Source organism: Paenibacillus sp. LT-B23 (genome assembly GCF_059417685.1).
In genome coordinates this window covers 1-16,800 of sequence record NZ_JBSQBM010000034.1, presented here as the reverse complement: position 1 = coordinate 16,800, position 16,800 = coordinate 1, and the positions used below count along the sequence as shown (strand labels likewise).

The 16,800-nt window shown below is 48.8% G+C and carries 12 protein-coding genes; 3 read left to right on the top strand and 9 right to left on the bottom strand.

Translation table 11 applies throughout. From position 1 onward, the window contains the following. Positions 1-371: 371 nt before the first annotated feature. A complete protein-coding gene (locus tag ACWXW9_RS27225; protein ID WP_494931932.1) occupies positions 372-1,655 on the top strand; it encodes a pectate lyase family protein in 1,284 nt (427 codons plus the stop codon). A 135-nt stretch (positions 1,656-1,790) separates the two neighbouring features. Here the strand turns inward: ACWXW9_RS27225 and ACWXW9_RS27220 are convergent, their stop codons facing one another. From ACWXW9_RS27220 to ACWXW9_RS27200, 5 genes are all read right to left on the bottom strand, one after another. Next, positions 1,791-2,858: an ABC transporter ATP-binding protein gene (locus ACWXW9_RS27220; RefSeq protein ID WP_494931931.1), complete on the bottom strand. Its 1,068-nt coding sequence runs from the start codon at positions 2,856-2,858 to the stop codon at positions 1,791-1,793. A 215-nt stretch (positions 2,859-3,073) separates the two neighbouring features. Then, positions 3,074-4,453 carry a sensor histidine kinase gene (locus tag ACWXW9_RS27215; RefSeq protein ID WP_494931930.1) on the bottom strand — a complete coding sequence of 460 codons (1,380 nt, stop codon included), beginning with the start codon at positions 4,451-4,453 and terminating at the stop codon, positions 3,074-3,076. A gap of 2 nt (positions 4,454-4,455) precedes the next feature. Further along, positions 4,456-5,169 (bottom strand): response regulator transcription factor, encoded by a 714-nt coding sequence (locus ACWXW9_RS27210; RefSeq protein ID WP_025683506.1) that lies wholly within the window; start codon positions 5,167-5,169, stop codon positions 4,456-4,458. A gap of 169 nt (positions 5,170-5,338) precedes the next feature. Beyond that, on the bottom strand, positions 5,339-5,842 hold the full coding sequence (locus ACWXW9_RS27205; RefSeq protein ID WP_494931929.1) for a hypothetical protein: 504 nt from the start codon (positions 5,840-5,842) through the stop codon (positions 5,339-5,341). Between the two features lie 156 nt (positions 5,843-5,998). Continuing rightward, positions 5,999-11,707, bottom strand: coding sequence for a WIAG-tail domain (locus tag ACWXW9_RS27200; protein WP_494931928.1), 5,709 nt, complete (start codon positions 11,705-11,707; stop codon positions 5,999-6,001). A 189-nt stretch (positions 11,708-11,896) separates the two neighbouring features. Here ACWXW9_RS27200 and fabV point away from each other — a divergent pair, with 189 nt between their 5' ends. Together fabV and ACWXW9_RS27190 are read left to right on the top strand one after the other, a co-directional pair. Next, positions 11,897-13,084 (top strand): enoyl-ACP reductase FabV, encoded by a 1,188-nt coding sequence (gene fabV / locus ACWXW9_RS27195; protein WP_494931927.1) that lies wholly within the window; start codon positions 11,897-11,899, stop codon positions 13,082-13,084. 294 nt (positions 13,085-13,378) lie between these two features. Then, the gene (locus tag ACWXW9_RS27190) at positions 13,379-13,531 is read left to right on the top strand and encodes a DUF1540 domain-containing protein (protein WP_134913222.1); all 153 of its coding nucleotides are present in this window, start codon (positions 13,379-13,381) and stop codon (positions 13,529-13,531) included. A 185-nt stretch (positions 13,532-13,716) separates the two neighbouring features. Here ACWXW9_RS27190 and ACWXW9_RS27185 read toward each other — a convergent pair whose 3' ends face one another. The 4 genes from ACWXW9_RS27185 to ACWXW9_RS27170 form a co-directional block, all read right to left on the bottom strand. After that, positions 13,717-15,048, bottom strand: coding sequence for a DUF4179 domain-containing protein (locus tag ACWXW9_RS27185; protein WP_494931926.1), 1,332 nt, complete (start codon positions 15,046-15,048; stop codon positions 13,717-13,719). Beyond that, the gene (locus ACWXW9_RS27180) at positions 15,023-15,613 is read right to left on the bottom strand and encodes an RNA polymerase sigma factor (protein ID WP_494931925.1); all 591 of its coding nucleotides are present in this window, start codon (positions 15,611-15,613) and stop codon (positions 15,023-15,025) included. Before ACWXW9_RS27180 ends, ACWXW9_RS27185 begins: the two co-directional genes overlap by 26 nt. A gap of 93 nt (positions 15,614-15,706) precedes the next feature. After that, positions 15,707-15,910 carry a ribosome rescue factor BrfA gene (brfA, locus tag ACWXW9_RS27175; protein WP_483872207.1) on the bottom strand — a complete coding sequence of 68 codons (204 nt, stop codon included), beginning with the start codon at positions 15,908-15,910 and terminating at the stop codon, positions 15,707-15,709. 92 nt (positions 15,911-16,002) lie between these two features. Beyond that, positions 16,003-16,371: a DUF4190 domain-containing protein gene (locus tag ACWXW9_RS27170; RefSeq protein ID WP_283652885.1), complete on the bottom strand. Its 369-nt coding sequence runs from the start codon at positions 16,369-16,371 to the stop codon at positions 16,003-16,005. Positions 16,372-16,800: the final 429 nt, after the last annotated feature.

Below are 16,800 nucleotides of genomic sequence, written 5' to 3'. Positions count from 1 at the left end.
TCTTTACCAATTTGGATTATAGCATGAAGCTTGTTGGCTTCCCAGTATTTTTCCACGGAAAATGAGAATTCCGAATACGGTAATTAATGATTTTCCGAGTAAAAAACACAAAAACAATTCCATATATTCATATATACAATTTCCATTCCATGTGATTGTTAACGTTTTCATTAGTCTAATTACAATATTAATGAAAAAAAGTAGGGGTATGTTGTATTATATAAAATTTTCGACAAATATTTTAGTATGTAACTTTTATTATATTAACAAATACTGGAACACGAAGTATGATAGAAAAGTAGAAACCATAGGAGCACCCGGGACTCCCTTCGTTCGTCTACTCCAATAACCCCATATACGGAGGTAACTTTATGAAAAAGAGATTTTCACTCGGCATCGCAGCAGCTCTGCTGTTCACTACCCTTGCTCCTCTTGGCACACCTGCTCATGCGGCAAGCGATATTGGTAAGGAGGTGCTCGGCAGCAAGAACGGATGGGCAGCCTTTTCTACAGGCACAACAGGCGGATCTGCAGCCACAGCTTCCAATATTTTCACCGTAACCAATCGCAAACAACTTGTGGATGCTTTGGGTAAAAGCAGTAATACAACTCCTAAAATTATTTATGTCAAAGGCAAGATCAATGCCAACGTGGATGACAATAACAAGCCGTTGGGATTAAACGATTACAAGGACCCTAAATATGATTTCGACGCATACCTCAAAGCGTATGACCCGTCCACCTGGGGTAAAAAAGTCCCTTCCGGTACATTGGAAGACGCGCGTAAAGCTTCACAGAAAAATCAGGCCAGTCGTGTCGTCATTGAAATTCCGTCTAATACAACGATTGTTGGTCTTGGTAGCGATGCCGTGATTAACGGTGCAAACTTCCAACTGAAAAAAGGGACAGACAACGTCATTATCCGTAATATTGAATTTCAGGATGCCTACGATTATTTCCCTCAGTGGGACCCAACGGACGGTAGTACAGGCAACTGGAATTCGGAATATGACACCATTACAATTAATGGCGCCACACATGTATGGGTAGACCACAATACCTTCAATGATGGAACTCGTCCCGATAGCCAAAACGGCACCTTTTACGGTCAAGAATACCAGCATCATGATGGACTTCTCGATGTGATTAACCAAGGGGATCTGGTTACTGCTTCTTACAATCACTTTTACGATCATGATAAAACCTCGATTATTGGCAACAGCGACAGCAAAACAGCAGATGAAGGGGCTTTACGTGTAACCCTGCATCACAATTATTATGAAAACACAGTACAACGCACACCACGCGTGCGGTATGGACAAGTCCATCTGTACAACAATTACTATACAGGTGATGTAAAACGCTCCGAATATCCTTCGCTGTATATATGGGGCGCAGGTAAATCCTCCAAAATCTTCGCCGAAAACAATGTCATCGACGTTGCAGGTTTGTCCGCAGCTAAAATCGTAACTGTTTTTGGAGGCACCGCCCTGTCCGACACAGGCACTCTCCTGAATGGACAAGCCGTAAATGCAGGCTCCAGCGCGGGTCTTAGCTCTTCAGTAGGCTGGAAACCATCGCTGAACGATAAGATTTCTCCATCCGCCAGCGTGAAGGCAGAAGTCACTTCCCAAGCCGGTTCCGGCAAGCTGTAAAAAACTGCCCCGCTAACACAAACAGCCACAGGCTTTCACAACCTGCGGTTTCACACCAAAAAGGCTGTTCCCACCGTAGATTCTTTCACGGAGAGAACAGCCCTTCTTCATTTTCTAATCATTTTATATCACACATTAACCGCCGTATTGTTCCACCAGAACCGGCTTGTCAAATGCATTATCCAGCTTGCGAATCTTGGCCTTTACCGCTGCCGGTGGTTCAACCGCAGGTGCATCCGGATGCAGCAACCATGATTTCACAAAGTGCGTGTCGGATAATTGAAAGAGCGGAGGCTCTTTTTCAAAATCGATCTTCATCGCATAAGCACTGCGGGCTGCAAAAGCATCCCCTACAGGCGGATGAAGCAGATCAGGAGGTGTACCCGGAATCGCCGCCAGCTTCTGGCCGTGGCTGTCCAAACTTGGCATAGAAGCAAGAAGCCCCCATGTATATGGATGTTTCGGGTTATAGAAAATCTCGTTAACCGTACCTGTTTCCACAATTTGTCCGGCATACATAACCGCAACTCGATCTGCCATCTTCGCTACTACACCGAGGTCATGGGTAATAAAGATGATGGACGTATCAATCTTCTTCTGAAGATCCTTCATCAGCTCCAAAATTTGAGCTTGAATCGTTACGTCCAGCGCAGTTGTCGGCTCATCGGCAATCAGGAGCTTCGGATTGGCAGCCAGTGCCATCGCAATAACGACACGTTGACGCATACCGCCACTGAACTCATGCGGATATTGGTTAAAACGCTGCTCAGGATGCGGAATACCTACCAGATTAAGCAGCTCAATACCACGTTTGTGAGCAGCATCTTTGGATATTTTTTCATGCTTGAAAAGCACTTCCGTGATCTGCTTGCCGACTTTCATCGTCGGGTTAAGCGAGGTCATCGGGTCCTGAGAAATCAGGCCGATTTCCTTACCACGAATTTTCTGCATCTGCTTTTCCGTTTTATGAATCAGCTCTTGTCCGTCAAAAATAATTTGACCCTTCTGATAAATACCGGGAGGGGTCGGAATCAGCTTCATCACAGCCTGTGAGGTTACACTTTTGCCTGAGCCGGATTCGCCCACGATCGCCAGCGTCTCTCCTTTATTGACATGAAAGTTTACGCCACGAATGGCCTGCACTAGTCCCTGGCGGGTCTTGAAAGATATCGTTAAGTCCTTCACTTCCAAAAGGCGGTTCATCTCATCACTCTTTCATTTATTATTAACCACTATTATTGACCACTATCTAAAAAAACGACGTTCAAGAGTCAAGGTATATACGATTAATTTTACTCAGTTTAGTACCCGCCAGTCAAGCTATATCTGCAATAATACCTAAAACCTATCATATTGTGTTACATTCACGGGATGTTTATCCAGAAAAACGATCATTTTTAACCATTTCTTGCACTCATTTATAACATGCGTTGAATATAGCTGAACCTCGCTCCACCCAAGGGTGAACGCGTGCAGATCAGTTCCCCGTTCAGCCGGGAGGCAATTTGACGGCAAATAGCCAATCCCAGACCTGTGACGCCGTTCGAGCCGGTATAGAATCGTCCAAATACCTCTGCCGCCTCTTCTTCAGTCAATCCTTCTCCGTCGTCATCCACATGGATTACCCATACGACCTCCGGTGTCGTTCCCGCCTCCAAATGGATAACAACCTCGGTAGAGGTATGTCGAACCGCATTTTGCAACAAATTCAGCATCATGCGGAATAACTGTTCAGCCGGAACAGCCACATGCAGTCCCTCGCCTTCCACTCGAAGCGAAACAGAACGTTCAGTAGCCACTGGCATCAGCAAATGAATGGCGTCCTCTGCCATGCTTTTCAGATCAATGAGCGAGACAGGCCATTCTTCATCCAGCGCCTCCAGCCTCGATAGCTGAAGCAGCTTTTCCACCATGTCAATCAACCGCTGTGACTGTACTTTGATAATACTCAGCCCTTCGTCCTGGGAGACCACCTGATCCTGAATGGCGTATACGTAGCCCTGAATGGACATTAACGGTGTCTTTAGCTCGTGAGATACATTTTGCAAAAATTCAATTTGACCGTGGTGATGCTGCTGGATACGGGTGGACATCGAATGAAAAGTACCGATCAGCTCGCCAATCTCACTTTTATCCGCTTGTGGAAAATCACTGTCCTGCGGTTGATTCGGCTCATAGTTGCCTACGGCCTCCTTCAATCGTTTGAGCGGGCGCACCAAGCGTGAAACGACCATCAGTCCAATGACGAGAATGACGAGAAAGCTCGCCACAATGGATAGCAGCGTGGTTCTCATTAACGGCACATATAGCGCTCTTAAAGAAGACAACGGAGAATATACAAATATGCGAAAAGGCTGCCCGGGCAGTTCTTCATTTGTAAACAGTATCTTTTTACCTTGGAGCACGGCCACCCCTTCGTGTGTAGAGGCCAGATCGCGAGAAGATGGATGAACCGATGCAAAAAATCCCTGCCGGATCAACAGTAATTGTTCTATCTTCTTGCCCTCCATTCCGGAGACGCTGGAATCGACGATGCGGTTATCCGTGCTTAAAATAAAGTAATCGGCAGACAAAAGTACACCTTTGATGACATAGTTAAACTCAGCGCTGTCCAGTCGGTCAAAGCCCCCGTCGCTCATGATATGGACCGCTTTACGTGCTTGATCATGAAGCTTGGATTTGGCCTGATTGACGAGAATGTCGTCGATGAGCCTGATGAACAGGAACAGCGTTATACAGACGGTAATGAGCATCGCGAGGGACAGGGACAGCAATATTTTAGCTCTCATCGTACGCATGGCTACAGCTCCTGTACCGTTGCTTTATACCCGAACCCCCATACAGTGTTAATGACAAGCGTGGAGTGATATTCCGCCAGTTTTTTGCGAATACGTTTGACCAGATCATCTACAACTCTCACATCACCAATAAAATCATAGCTCCACACCTGCTGAATCAGATGCTCTCTGCCAAAAGGTCTTTCCAGATGATTTGAAAGAAACAGCAGCAGGTCAAATTCACGTGAGGTCAGATTCACCTCTTGACCGTCCACCGTAACCTTACGGAATTCAGCGAAAATACACAGATTGCCCGCACGACATACATCTCCGTCTGTCTCTACCGCCTCCTTATCGTCAGGTGCAGAGGTTCCGGCCTTGGTCAGCCGCAGCATCGCTTTGACTCTGCCAACCAGTTCCCGAGGATTGAACGGTTTGGTTAAAAAATCGCTGCATCCCAGTTCCAGCCCGTGAATACGGTCACTTTCTTCCCCACGAGCGGAGATCATGATAATCGGCATTTCTGTAAATTCGCGCAGTTGAGTCAGCAGGGAAAGCCCGTCAACTCCGGGCATCATGATATCGAGAACGAGGCAATCCGGACGGTCGGAACGGATATGTTCTACCAGTGTTTTGCCACTGGAGAAGGAAGTCACCTCGTAGGATTCCTTTTTCAAATATTCAGATATTAATTGCAAAATGAACACGTCGTCATCTACGACTACTATTTTCGTCATGGCCTTAACCCCTTGCCGTTGTTCTGGATGATTGCATCCTCTCTATAAGCTTAACAGAAGCCCAGCAAAATAGACAAAAGACGGGTATACCGTTCCCGGTCCCGTCTTTTCTTATCATAAATCGCTGCTGTATATGCCAGGCGAGCTGGGAGCGAATTGCTCTCCAACCTTATTTCTTGGTTGTTACTGTTTTAGCTGCTGCTTTTGGAGCGGTTTTCAATGCTGTTTTTGCTGGAGCACCTTTTTTAACAGGAGCTTTAGGAGCCACTTTTTTAGCTACAACATGATGTGCAGTAGTTTTGTGGGCAGTTGCTTTTGTTTTTACGGCATGATGTTTTTTCACATGATGTTTAACGGTACGATGCTTCGCTTTTACTGCTTTTGCTTTGTGGGCTACTTTTTTAGCAACCGCTTTTTTGACTGGAGCTTTTTTCGCTTTTGTTGTTGATTTATGAGCTGTTGCAGCTTTTTTAACAGGTGCTTTCACCACTGGTGTTTTTGTCGCAGGTGCCTTTACTGCGGGTGCTTTAGTAGCCGGGGCTATAACCGCCGGAGCTTTCGTTGCTGGTGCAGTTGTGGCTGGAGTTGCTGTAGCGGCGAATGCGCTGCTTGCTCCTCCCAATACGCTTACTACGGTCAATACGGCTGCTGCATTTTTAGTCCATTTTTTCATGATTGTATCACCTCTCCTTTAAAGTATCTTTAGCTTATCAGGAGAATTCGGGATAATTGTGGAACAAATGTGTGAAAAGTATATGAAAAAGCATGCAGCCCCGTATTCAGAAAATACGTGAGTCTGCACGCTATAAGTTTTACACAATTATATTCACTAACCGATGGCAATCCAGGAAACAATACCGTAGTTATGCGCGGTTTCATTCCACTTGGTTACTACAATCACCGCTCCATCCGGTGTTTGCGATTTCAGTGTCGCATGAAAGAGAGGATGGTTCGTCATCGCTACCAGCGTATAGTCCGGGTTCATAAAAGGCTCTGCGAATATAATGGTCACTTCCGTCTCTCCTTCGCTACCCTTCAAAAGAAACGGCGCTCTGCCGAACTGCTGCAATGCGGACTGATTGGCACAGGTACGAACCGGGGTGATACTCAAATGCTCCGGCTTCACTGCGTTCAGCTCCAGCTCACGTGAGCCTACGGAGCCTTCCGCCAGATGATGCCCTTCGATGCTTCGCTCTGCCAAGTGATGGCTTTGTATTGCAGCGGCTTTTAAATGCTCTGGTCCCACAGCTTCGGGGCTCAGTACCTCACTGTCGACAGCCTGAACTTGCAGATGACGGCGGGATACACTCTCCGCCTGAAGTCTGTCACCACTGACGCCTTCCTCCGGCAAAAGTCCCGACAGATGAATATCTGTGGACAACTGAGCCATCGTCACCACGCCCGGCTTCAGGTGATGCGTGTCAATCACTTCCGCTCCGATGTGACGGCCTTCAACCGCCTCTTCAGCCACGTGCCGGGACTGTACGGCTCCATCCGAGAGTTTGCCGGACGTAACTGCTTCTTCCTGCAATGCATCTTCCGACACCACCTGCCAGCCTATATGCTGCTGCTGGATGGCACCTGCTTGCAGATGCTCCGACTGGACGGAATCCAGCGCGATATGCCTTGATTGCACCGCACCTTCTGCCAGCGCCGCTTCCTGTACCGACCCATCGGCCAGATGTAGGGGGTGTACCGCTTGTTCCGTCAGATGTACGGAGCTTACGCTGGCTTCTGCCAGGTTCGAAGCACGCACCGCCCGAAGCGCAAGCTTCTCAGCGTTCACGCTCCCCGCCTGAAGCGCGTGAACCGATACACTACCCGGCGCAATATGTCGGGTCATCACTGCTGAAGCCTGCAAGTGGGCAGAGGTAACGGCTTCAGGAGCCAGATGGCTCGACTGGACGACCTCTTCTGCCAAATGATTGGCTTGCACCGCTTCGTCCGTAATGTGCCACGGCTGGACCGAATGAGGAGATATTTTGGCAGCAGTCACGCCATCATCCGCCAGTTTGTCGGACGTAACGGACTCATCCTGCAAAGCATCGGTCGATATCGCCTGTGATGCGATATGCACACCCTGAATGGTTCCAAGGTGCAGATGGTGCGGCTGAATGGACTCCGGTGCGATATGCACGGACTTTACTGCCCCCTCTGCCAGCGCTCTATCCTGTACTGCTCCGGCTGCCAGATGCTGGGGGTGTACGGCTTGCGCAGACAGATGCAGAGGACCGACGCTGCCTTCCGCGAGGTTCATTCCTTGCACCGAGCGTGCCGCCAGCTTTTCCGAGGTAATGCTTTCCGCTTGAAGCGCACGACCAGACACACTATCCGGGGCCAGATGGCTCGTAAGCACCGCTGAAGCCTGCAAATGGGCAGAGGTGACGGCTTCCGGGGCTAAATGGCTCGATTGGATCGCTTCTTCTGCCAAATGGTTCCCTTGCACCGCTTCGTCCGTAATGTGCCACGGCTGGATCGAGAGAACGGACAGCTTGGCGGCCGTCACGCTCTCATCCGCCAGTTTATCAGACGTAACCGACTCATCCTGCAAGGCATCGGTTGATATCGCCTGCGATGCGATATGCACGCCCTGAATGGTTTCAATTTGTAAATGGTGCGGCTGGATGGACTCCGGTGCGATGTGCACGGACTTCACTGCCCCCTCTGCCAGCGCTCTATCCTGTACCGCTCCGGCTGCCAGATGCTGGGTGTGTACCGCCTGCGCAGACAGATGCAGAGGACCGACGCTGCCTTCCGCGAGGTTCATTCCTTGCACCGAGCGCGCCGCCAGCTTTTCCGAGGTGATGCTTTCCGCTTGAAGCGCACGACTGGATACGCTATCCGGGGCCAGATGGCTCGTAAGCACCGCTGAAGCCTGCAAGTGGGCAGAGGTGACAGCTTCAGGAGCCAGATGGCTCGACTGGACGACCTCTTCTGCCAAATGATTGGCTTGCACAGCTTCGTCCGTAATGTGCCATGGCTGTACCGAATGGGCAGACAGCTTGGCGGCCGTCACGCTCTCATCCGCCAGTTTGTCGGACGTAACCGACTCATCCTGCAAAGCATCGGTTGATATCGCCTGCGATGCGATATGCACGCCCTGAATCGTTCCGACGTGCAGATGATGCGGCTGGATGGACTCCGGTGCGATGTGCACGGACTTCACTGCCCCCTCTGCCAGCGCTCTATCCTGTACCGCTCCGGCTGCCAGATGCTGGGGGTGTACGGCTTGCGCAGACAGATGCAGAGGACCGACGCTGCCTTCCGCGAGGTTCATTCCTTGCACCGAGCGCGCCGCCAGCTTTTCCGAGGTGATGCTTTCCGCTTGAAGCGTACGACTGGATACGCTATCCGGGGCCAGATGGCTCGTAAGCACCGCTGAAGCCTGCAAGTGGGCAGAGGTGACGGCTTCAGGAGCCAGATGGCTCGACTGGACGACCTCTTCTGCCAAATGATTGGCTTGCACAGCTTCGTCCATAATGTGCCATGGCTGTACCGAATGGGCAGACAACTTGGCGGCCGTCACGCTCTCATCCGCCAGTTTGTCGGACGTAACCGACTCATCCTGCAAAACATCGGTTGATATCGCCTGTGATGCGATATGCACGCCCTGAATCGTTCCGACGTGCAGATGATGCGGCTGGATGGACTCCGGTGCGATGTGCACGGACTTCACAGCTCCCTCTGCCAGCGCTCTGTCCTGTACCGCTCCAGCTGCCAGATGCTGGGTGTGTACGGCCTGCGCAGACAGATGTGGAGGACCGACGCTTCCTTCCGCAAGGTTCATTCCTTGCACCGAGCGCGCCGCCAGCTTTTCTGAGGTAATGCTTTCCGCTTGAATTGCACGACCAGACACACTATCCGGGGCCAAGTGTCTCGTGAGTACTGAGGAAGCCTGGAGATGCACCGAGGTGACCGCTCCGGCAGCCAGATGTGCCGAATCCACAGCCGCCACAGCCAAATGGTTGCTTTGTACAGCTTCGTCCGTAATATGTCCGGACTGCACCGCATGGGCAGACAGCTTGGTAGAAGTTACGCTTCCCTCTGACAGTTTGGCAGAGGTGACCGCTTCATCCTGTAAGGCCGGGGTAGCCACAGCCTGCAATGCAATGTGCTCTCCTTGAATGACTCCGTTTTGCAAGTGCTCCGATTGGATAGATTCGGACGCAAGATGTGTAGACTTTACAGCGTTCTGGCCCAGCGCAGTTTCCTGTACCGATCCAGCTGCCAAATGCCGGGTGTGTACCGCTTGCGCAGCCAAATGTGCAGGGCCGACACTGCTTTCCGCCAGATTGGGTGCTTGCACGGCCCGAGCCGCCAACTTCTCCGAGGTGACGCTTTCCGCCTGAAGTACATGACCGGATACGCTATCCGGGGCCAGATGCTTGGTCAGGACCGATGCAGATTGCAAATGGTTGGAGGTGACGGATTCAGGAGCGAGATGATTCGCTTCCACCGCTTCAACAGCCAGATGATTGCTCTGTACTGCTTTATCTGTAATGTGCCATGGCTGCACGGAGCGTGCGGACAGCTTGGAGGAAGTTACGCTTCCCTCTGCCAATTTAGGCGCTGTAATCGCCAAATCGTTAATTTTATCCGTAGCCACACTCTCCGGCGACAGTTTCAGCGAAGTGACGGCATGATCCTGCAAATGATGGGAGTATACCGCTCCACTCGCCAGATGCCCTGTTTGAACTGCGCCTTCACCCAATATGTCTGCGGTAACAGACTGCCCTTGCAAGGCCGAGGTTCCTACGCTGCCGTTCCCGATATGTTCGCTCAGCACAGAGCTGGAGGCCAAATGTGCCGAGCTGACGGATTGAGACTGCAATGCCTTTCCACCCACACTGTTATCCGCCAGATGGTTTTCGCGAATAGCCCTGGGTGCAATGTGTACCTCTGCAATTTCTTGAGACGCAATTTTATTTCCAGTTACCGCTCCTGCGGCAATTTTGGTTTCCGTAACCGCTTCGTCAGCGATTTTATCAGACTTAATAGCGTTCGAAGCAATGTGATTTTCCTTGACAGCCTGATTCGCCACATGGTGATCCAGAACTGCGCCCTTCCCTAATTTCTCGCTCGTCACAGCCCCGGATTGCAAATGTCGCTCCGTAACCGCCTCCGATGCAATATGATCTTTCCGAATGACTTCGGACTGGAGATGTAAGGAAGAGACTGCCTCTGGGGAAATCTGAGGGCTTTGTATGGCTGCTGTAGCAATATGTCTGGTAAGTACCGCCTCATCGGCAATTTTGTGTGGTAAAATGCTCTGATCCGATATTTTGGATGAAGTGACGGATTGATCGACAATTTGCAACGAGCCTACAGACTGATCCGCCAGTTTATTGGACTGAATACTCCGATCCGCCAGATGGCGGGCTGTCACTTGGCCTGTTCCAAGCTGCTCTTCCCCGATGGAGCCAGGACTCAGATGCTTTCTTTCAATCGCTCCGGCCTGAATATGCGCACTGGTGACCGCCTCAGGCTCCAGATGACGCCCGCTGACAACACCTTCCTCCAATTGTTCCTTGCCCACAATTCCGTTGGATAGCTGCTTGCGGTTAATCGAACCAGGGGCCAGATGCCGGGAATTAACGGCATGCTCGGTCAGGTGTGCGCTCTCAATGCTGCCAGCCTGTATTTTAGAACCATCCACAGCCCCATCCCGCAGTTTAGAAGTGGTGACAGACTGGTCTCCAAGCTTGGAGCTATCGACGGCCTCATTAGCCAAATTGTTAGATTGAATCGTACCGCTGCGAATTTTATCGGAGGTGACCGCCTGATCTTGAAGCATGTCTGGAGATACAATCCAATGCTTGAAGTGACGGCTCTCAATGGAGCCATTCGCAATATGATCGCCGCTGATAATCTTATCAGCCAGCTTTTCTGGAGTGATGCTGCCATCACGAAGTTTTTCACCACCAATGGAACGATCCTGCAATTTGCTGCCTGCCACCGATGCGTCCGACAGATGCTCCACCGTAATGGAATCCGGGGCAATCTTCGAAGAAGTCACTGCACCGTCCGCTATTTTAATCGTATGAACGGCATAATCTGCCAGGTATTCCGTGTGGATGCTCTCTGGCTTCAGCTTACTGGAATCTATGGAGCCGGGAGCAATCTTCTCCCCAGTTACAGCCAGATCGCTCAAATCGTCTGTATAAATGAAAGCATTATTTACATGCGGCGCTTTTTTATTATTCAAAATTTCCTCGACGTCAATCGGATCAGGCAGTGGCTCAGGCTCTTTTGGTTCCTCCATCAAAACCTCAGGCTCTTCTTCAATCGCATCTTCAATCGCATCTTCAACCTCAGTCCCGTACTCGATATGGACTTCAGGCTCGACAACTGTCTGTAGCTCCGGCTCCTCTGCTATTGGGGGAGGCGGAGAAGCAACTTGATGAAGTCTTGCTTCTGTCTCCCTCTCCGCAGGCTGTGGCTTCAAGCGCTGTATCATACTTAATTCATTCATATCCGGGTCAATTACACGATAGAGCGGCTTTTTGTTTCTGGTGGTTTTTCGGCTCTTGTTCTTCAAGCAGCTCTCTCCCTTCTCATATTTATCGTTACAGCATCATATGCAGGCCCTTAGGCACTTGCCACCCTGCTAAGCGATACACTTTTTAGTGAAAGAATGCTCACCTGAAATCCACGTTTGAAAAAATATAGTTAAAAGTTAAAATAGTAAGGGTGAAGATCGCTAGAAGAAGAGAGGAATTACAATAACATGATTATCAAACCAAGAACACGCGGCTTTATATGCACCACTGCTCATCCGGTGGGCTGTGCCCAACATGTTCAGAAGCAAATTGACTATGTGCAGGCCCGTCCTGCTATCCAGGGACCTCGTAATGTGCTTGTGATCGGGGCATCTGCCGGATATGGCTTGGCTTCCCGCATCACCGCTGCATTCGGAGCGCGGGCCAATACGGTTGGCGTATATCGTCCTAGTAACGCTACGGCCACACGGACAGCATCGGCAGGCTGGTACAATTCTGCTGCATTTGAAAAAGCTGCTCAGGAAGCAGGGCTCCGATCCTTTAGCGTGACAGGTGATGCCTTCTCGGATGAAATCAAAGCTAAAACGGTGGAGGTCATTCGCGAAGAGCTGGGACAAGTCGATCTGGTGGTTTACAGTGTCGCTTCCGGTCGCCGCACGAATCCCCGCACAGGTGAAACGTTTAATTCCGTGCTTAAACCCATCGGCAAACCCTACACCAACAAGACCGTCAACTTCCACACTGGCGAAGTGAGCAGCGTTACACTGGAACCGGCGACAGAAGAAGAAGTGCAGAGAACTGTAGAGGTTATGGGCGGCGAGGACTGGCAATTGTGGATCGATGCATTGCGTGAGGGTGGTGTGTTGGCTGATTCCGCGACTACCTTCTCCTTTTCGTATATCGGTTCAGACATTACCCAAGCCGTCTATAGAGAAGGCACGATCGGAAGTGCAAAGGATCATCTGGAAGCAACAGCACGTGAGCTGAACGATCAGTTGAAAGCCACAGGCGGACGCGCCTTCGTCGCAGTTACTAAAGGACTGGTTACCCAATCCAGCTCTGCCATCCCTGTCGTACCTCTGTATATTTCCGCTTTGTATAAAGTGATGAAGGAAAAAGGGCTACATGAAGGCTGCGTGGAGCAGAACTACCGTCTGTTTGCCGAGCGTCTGTATGCTCCGGAAACTCCAGTAGATGAAGAAGGACGTATTCGCATTGATGATTGGGAACTGCGTGAAGACGTACAGACAGAGGTTGCAAAAATATGGGACGAGCTGATGACAGACAATATCTACGAGCTGTCCGATCTTGAAGGATATCGCCGCGAATTTTTCCAGCTATTCGGCTTTGAATTCGATGACGTGGATTATGAAGCTGACATCGACCCGATCGTCAGCATTCCCTCCGTTCGCTAATTATTGTAGTACCCTTATATAGGAAGGGAAATACAAAAAAGCTGTTCTCCGGCAGAGAGACATTCGGCTCTACAGGGAGGACAGCTTTTGTTTTCATTACAGCAGGAGCTACATGTCCGCTTCGCATAGCAAACAAAAGCAGACATTGCAATTTAAGGATTCCTTTGATATTGTACAGGTAGGCATAGCAAAATCCCTCTTTTCGACAAGAGGGTAAACACAGTTAGACAAGTCCTACCTTGCCTGACAGTTTTTTTGCTCAGCCTATTACATCCATCAAAGGAGATGAACAACATGGCAAAAGACGTTTTGTGTGAAGTAAACTCATGTACTTACTGGGCTCAAGACAATAAATGCAGCGCAAGCTCCATTTATATCGTAAGCAACAGTCCGGCGCACACTCACAAATCAGAAGAAACCGACTGCAAAACCTTTGAAGCCAAGTAAATCTTTGATCTCAAGACAAACCATAGCTTTAAATGAAGGAGCCCGTGCCCGGGTTCCTTCTTTCTTATGATATTCTAACAAGAATGATAATTATTATCAAGTCTTTTTCGGCTTAAGTTATAGAAAAGTGTTATCCGCTTCTATACAATCACTTCTCTGCTCAACGTTTGGTTGCTAAGCTCCATTCATGGATTAGCCTCCAGAGGAATGGTCATTTCCAAGTCCTTATAATACGTTTTCATCCCCCCCTCCCGACCCTCTACAATGGACTGATCCTTCTTTTGTAATGTATACGTATACGGCTTAATGATAATAAAGGGTGATGTGGATATGACAGGATCGTATAGGAGCTCCTCATTCAGGTATTCGCTCTTTATTCCGCGCCAACCGTTCAGATTCCTGAATCGGAAATCAAGACCACTCAGATACTGGTCCAGAAAAGAAGTTTGATTGAGGTTTAACGTGTAACCCCGTTGGTCCACAATGTCATAGTACATTCTGCTTGGGCTAAAATCACCTGACTGCTCCGGTGTGCTTGTCACTTTGCCCTTACTGTCTATAATTAAGCGGGTTGTCACGGGGGTCAACTCGATCTGCTTCACCGTGTAGCTGAACGTTCCGCTCCGTTGTGTTTTTTCAGGCTTCAATAAAATTTTATGTTTGAATACATTTTGCACCGGTACCTGAAATACAAATGGGGCCCGAATACCACTAACATTAAGTTTCACCGTAATATCAAATTCGTCTGGAAGCTGTTTCTCCGCCAAACCCCGGCTGATTTCATAAACAACCATATTATCGGTGAGCTCCTTTTCGCCATTTGCAACCGTAAATGTCCCCCGGAGCTGCTTACCTTGACCCACTTTCCCTTGGTCAACTCCTCCATAACGGGGAAGGACAAGTAGCTGCTCACCCTTAATCTCTTCGCCCTGAATAATGACGTCAGGTGTCGACAAATACCCCTTTTCAGGTTTCTTCAGTACTGCCTCTTTCCAGGCCTTATTCTCTAACGTATCGAATAGCACGGCTTCCTTAGGCGGGCCGGTAGGAGCTATCATTTCTGTGTTCTCTATACCTGTGCGCTCAATCATCAACACCAAACGAAGTCCGTCAAACATTACCTCTTTGATGTGCAACGTCACCCCATCTTGGGTTTCGCTCAGAGGTAGCGTTGTCGTTAACCCTGATTTACCAGCAGTCCGCAGTCCGTTGTCAAAGGTATATTGGAATACGCTGCCAATCAACGGGATGTTTTTTAACGTTTCGGCCATAGCCGGAGACACAAAGCCGCTTCCCAGCACCAGTCCTCCCAATACTGCCGCAGCAGACGCACTAATGGCCACTCTTTTGGTCCATGTGCCTTTTTTATGAGTCAACTTCCTACTTGCCGTGTCCATTTCCCACAACCTCATCATAATGTCATCTGCATAGCTAACCTGAGGCATCTCCTTATTTTTGACTGTGCGCCGGATCTGCTCCATATGCTCGTGTTCAGTTTGATCTGACCATGCGCTCATTTGTTAGCCCTCCTTTTTTCATTTTTTGCTGAATCAGCTTCTTGCGCAGCCGCTCATACTTTTTGCGTAAGGTTGCAGGCTTACAATCCATAATTTGTCCGATCTCCTCAAAGCTGTACTGCTCAACAGCTTTCAACAGCACAAGATTTCTTTCTTCCGAATTTAAATTCATCAAAAGTTCTTCCACTTCGCGTTCATCGCCGGATTGATGGTAATCATCGAAATGCTGCTGTTGCTCCTTTTGGATCGATATCATTTGACGCCAGCGGCTTTTCTTTCTAATTTGATCCAGGCAATGGTAGTACGCCACTTTATAAAGCCAAGCGGAAAATGAAACCTGCTGGTGATATTTCCCCATCGCCTGATATACCTTGATAAAAATGTCCTGTACCGCATCCTCCGCTTCCTCGCGATTTTTCAGAATGTAATAGCAGTACCTATATATCTGTTTTTCAAAAGTATGAATGATAGTGGCATAAGCCTGTTGATCGCCAGATTTGACGCGTTCCACGACGGATTCTATATTCTTTATATGTTGGTCGGCCCCGGGGCTAAACCTTTCCATAGGATCACCTCCTTATGTGTCCGTCATCATCCTGTATAACGAATGTCATGTTGCTGTGTGTGACATCCACATATAAAAAACAAAAAAATTACGCTAACGGCAAAAAAAAGAAGCGTCGCTCTGAACGATTCGCTTCTTGTGCTTGACTCTTTGTAATTGTTCCTGCTTGGTTGGCTTCATTCGCACATGCTGCGATATCTCGCCATAATGACCATTGGTTTTGCGGCTCTGTGCAGAGCAGTAGTTTCCAGCGCGCTTCGCCTTGCTTAGCGCTTTTTGTGTTTGAGTACGTGCCATATAACTTTCACTCTCCTTGATTGGACTCCATTCATCATAGCATCTGGAATCCCCATCGTGAAGGGTACAAGTGTATGAGCTCACTGATTTCATTAAATATCGGAAAACGGATTGTCGCCACTTGAGGCTGCTAAAACAAAAACAACGACTATGAAAATGATGATCAATGCATAGATCAGTGTTCCGATAATGCTGCATACCAATCCGGCAATAGCCATACCCCTGCCTTGTTCGCCATGACGGTTAATTTCCTTCAGGGAAAGACTGGACAAAATGATACCGATGATACCGATAATGAACCCCAGATAGGGAATGACGACAGCTAGAATACCGAGCACCATCGAAGCAACAGCTTTACTGTTTGTAGGCGGAAGCTGTGGGGGCGGATTAAATGGGGCGTTATAACCATTCGTCTCCTGAAAAGGATCGGACGATTGGGGGTCTTTGTATAAATTACTCATTTGTCTGATTCAGCTCCAATATGTAAAATAACAATATATACGTTCTAGGGTACCACAATCTTACAAATCAGGACAGTACTTATTTCAAAAAATGATGGTTATCTTTTAAAGCCATATGCAATTCTGATTAAAGTTCACAAAACATTTTACCGCAATACGTCTGTACTTAATTGTCGAGATCATTGGCCTTTATATAAAATGTAGTCAAGAGCTAAAGAAGCTTAGAGGCACTAATATCCTCACTCTTTGGCAACAGCTGCTTTGAAGAGCGGTCGCCAATAGGTTGTATCATGAAATGGACTGTTACCTTACCAAAGTAGGGCAGCGGTCTATTTCTTTTTCTTTTGGTACAATTCAACAATAATGGTGACGATCGGCACCCAAACCTTCAGCTGTCTCACGTAGAGGAACCAAATTAGCACTATGATC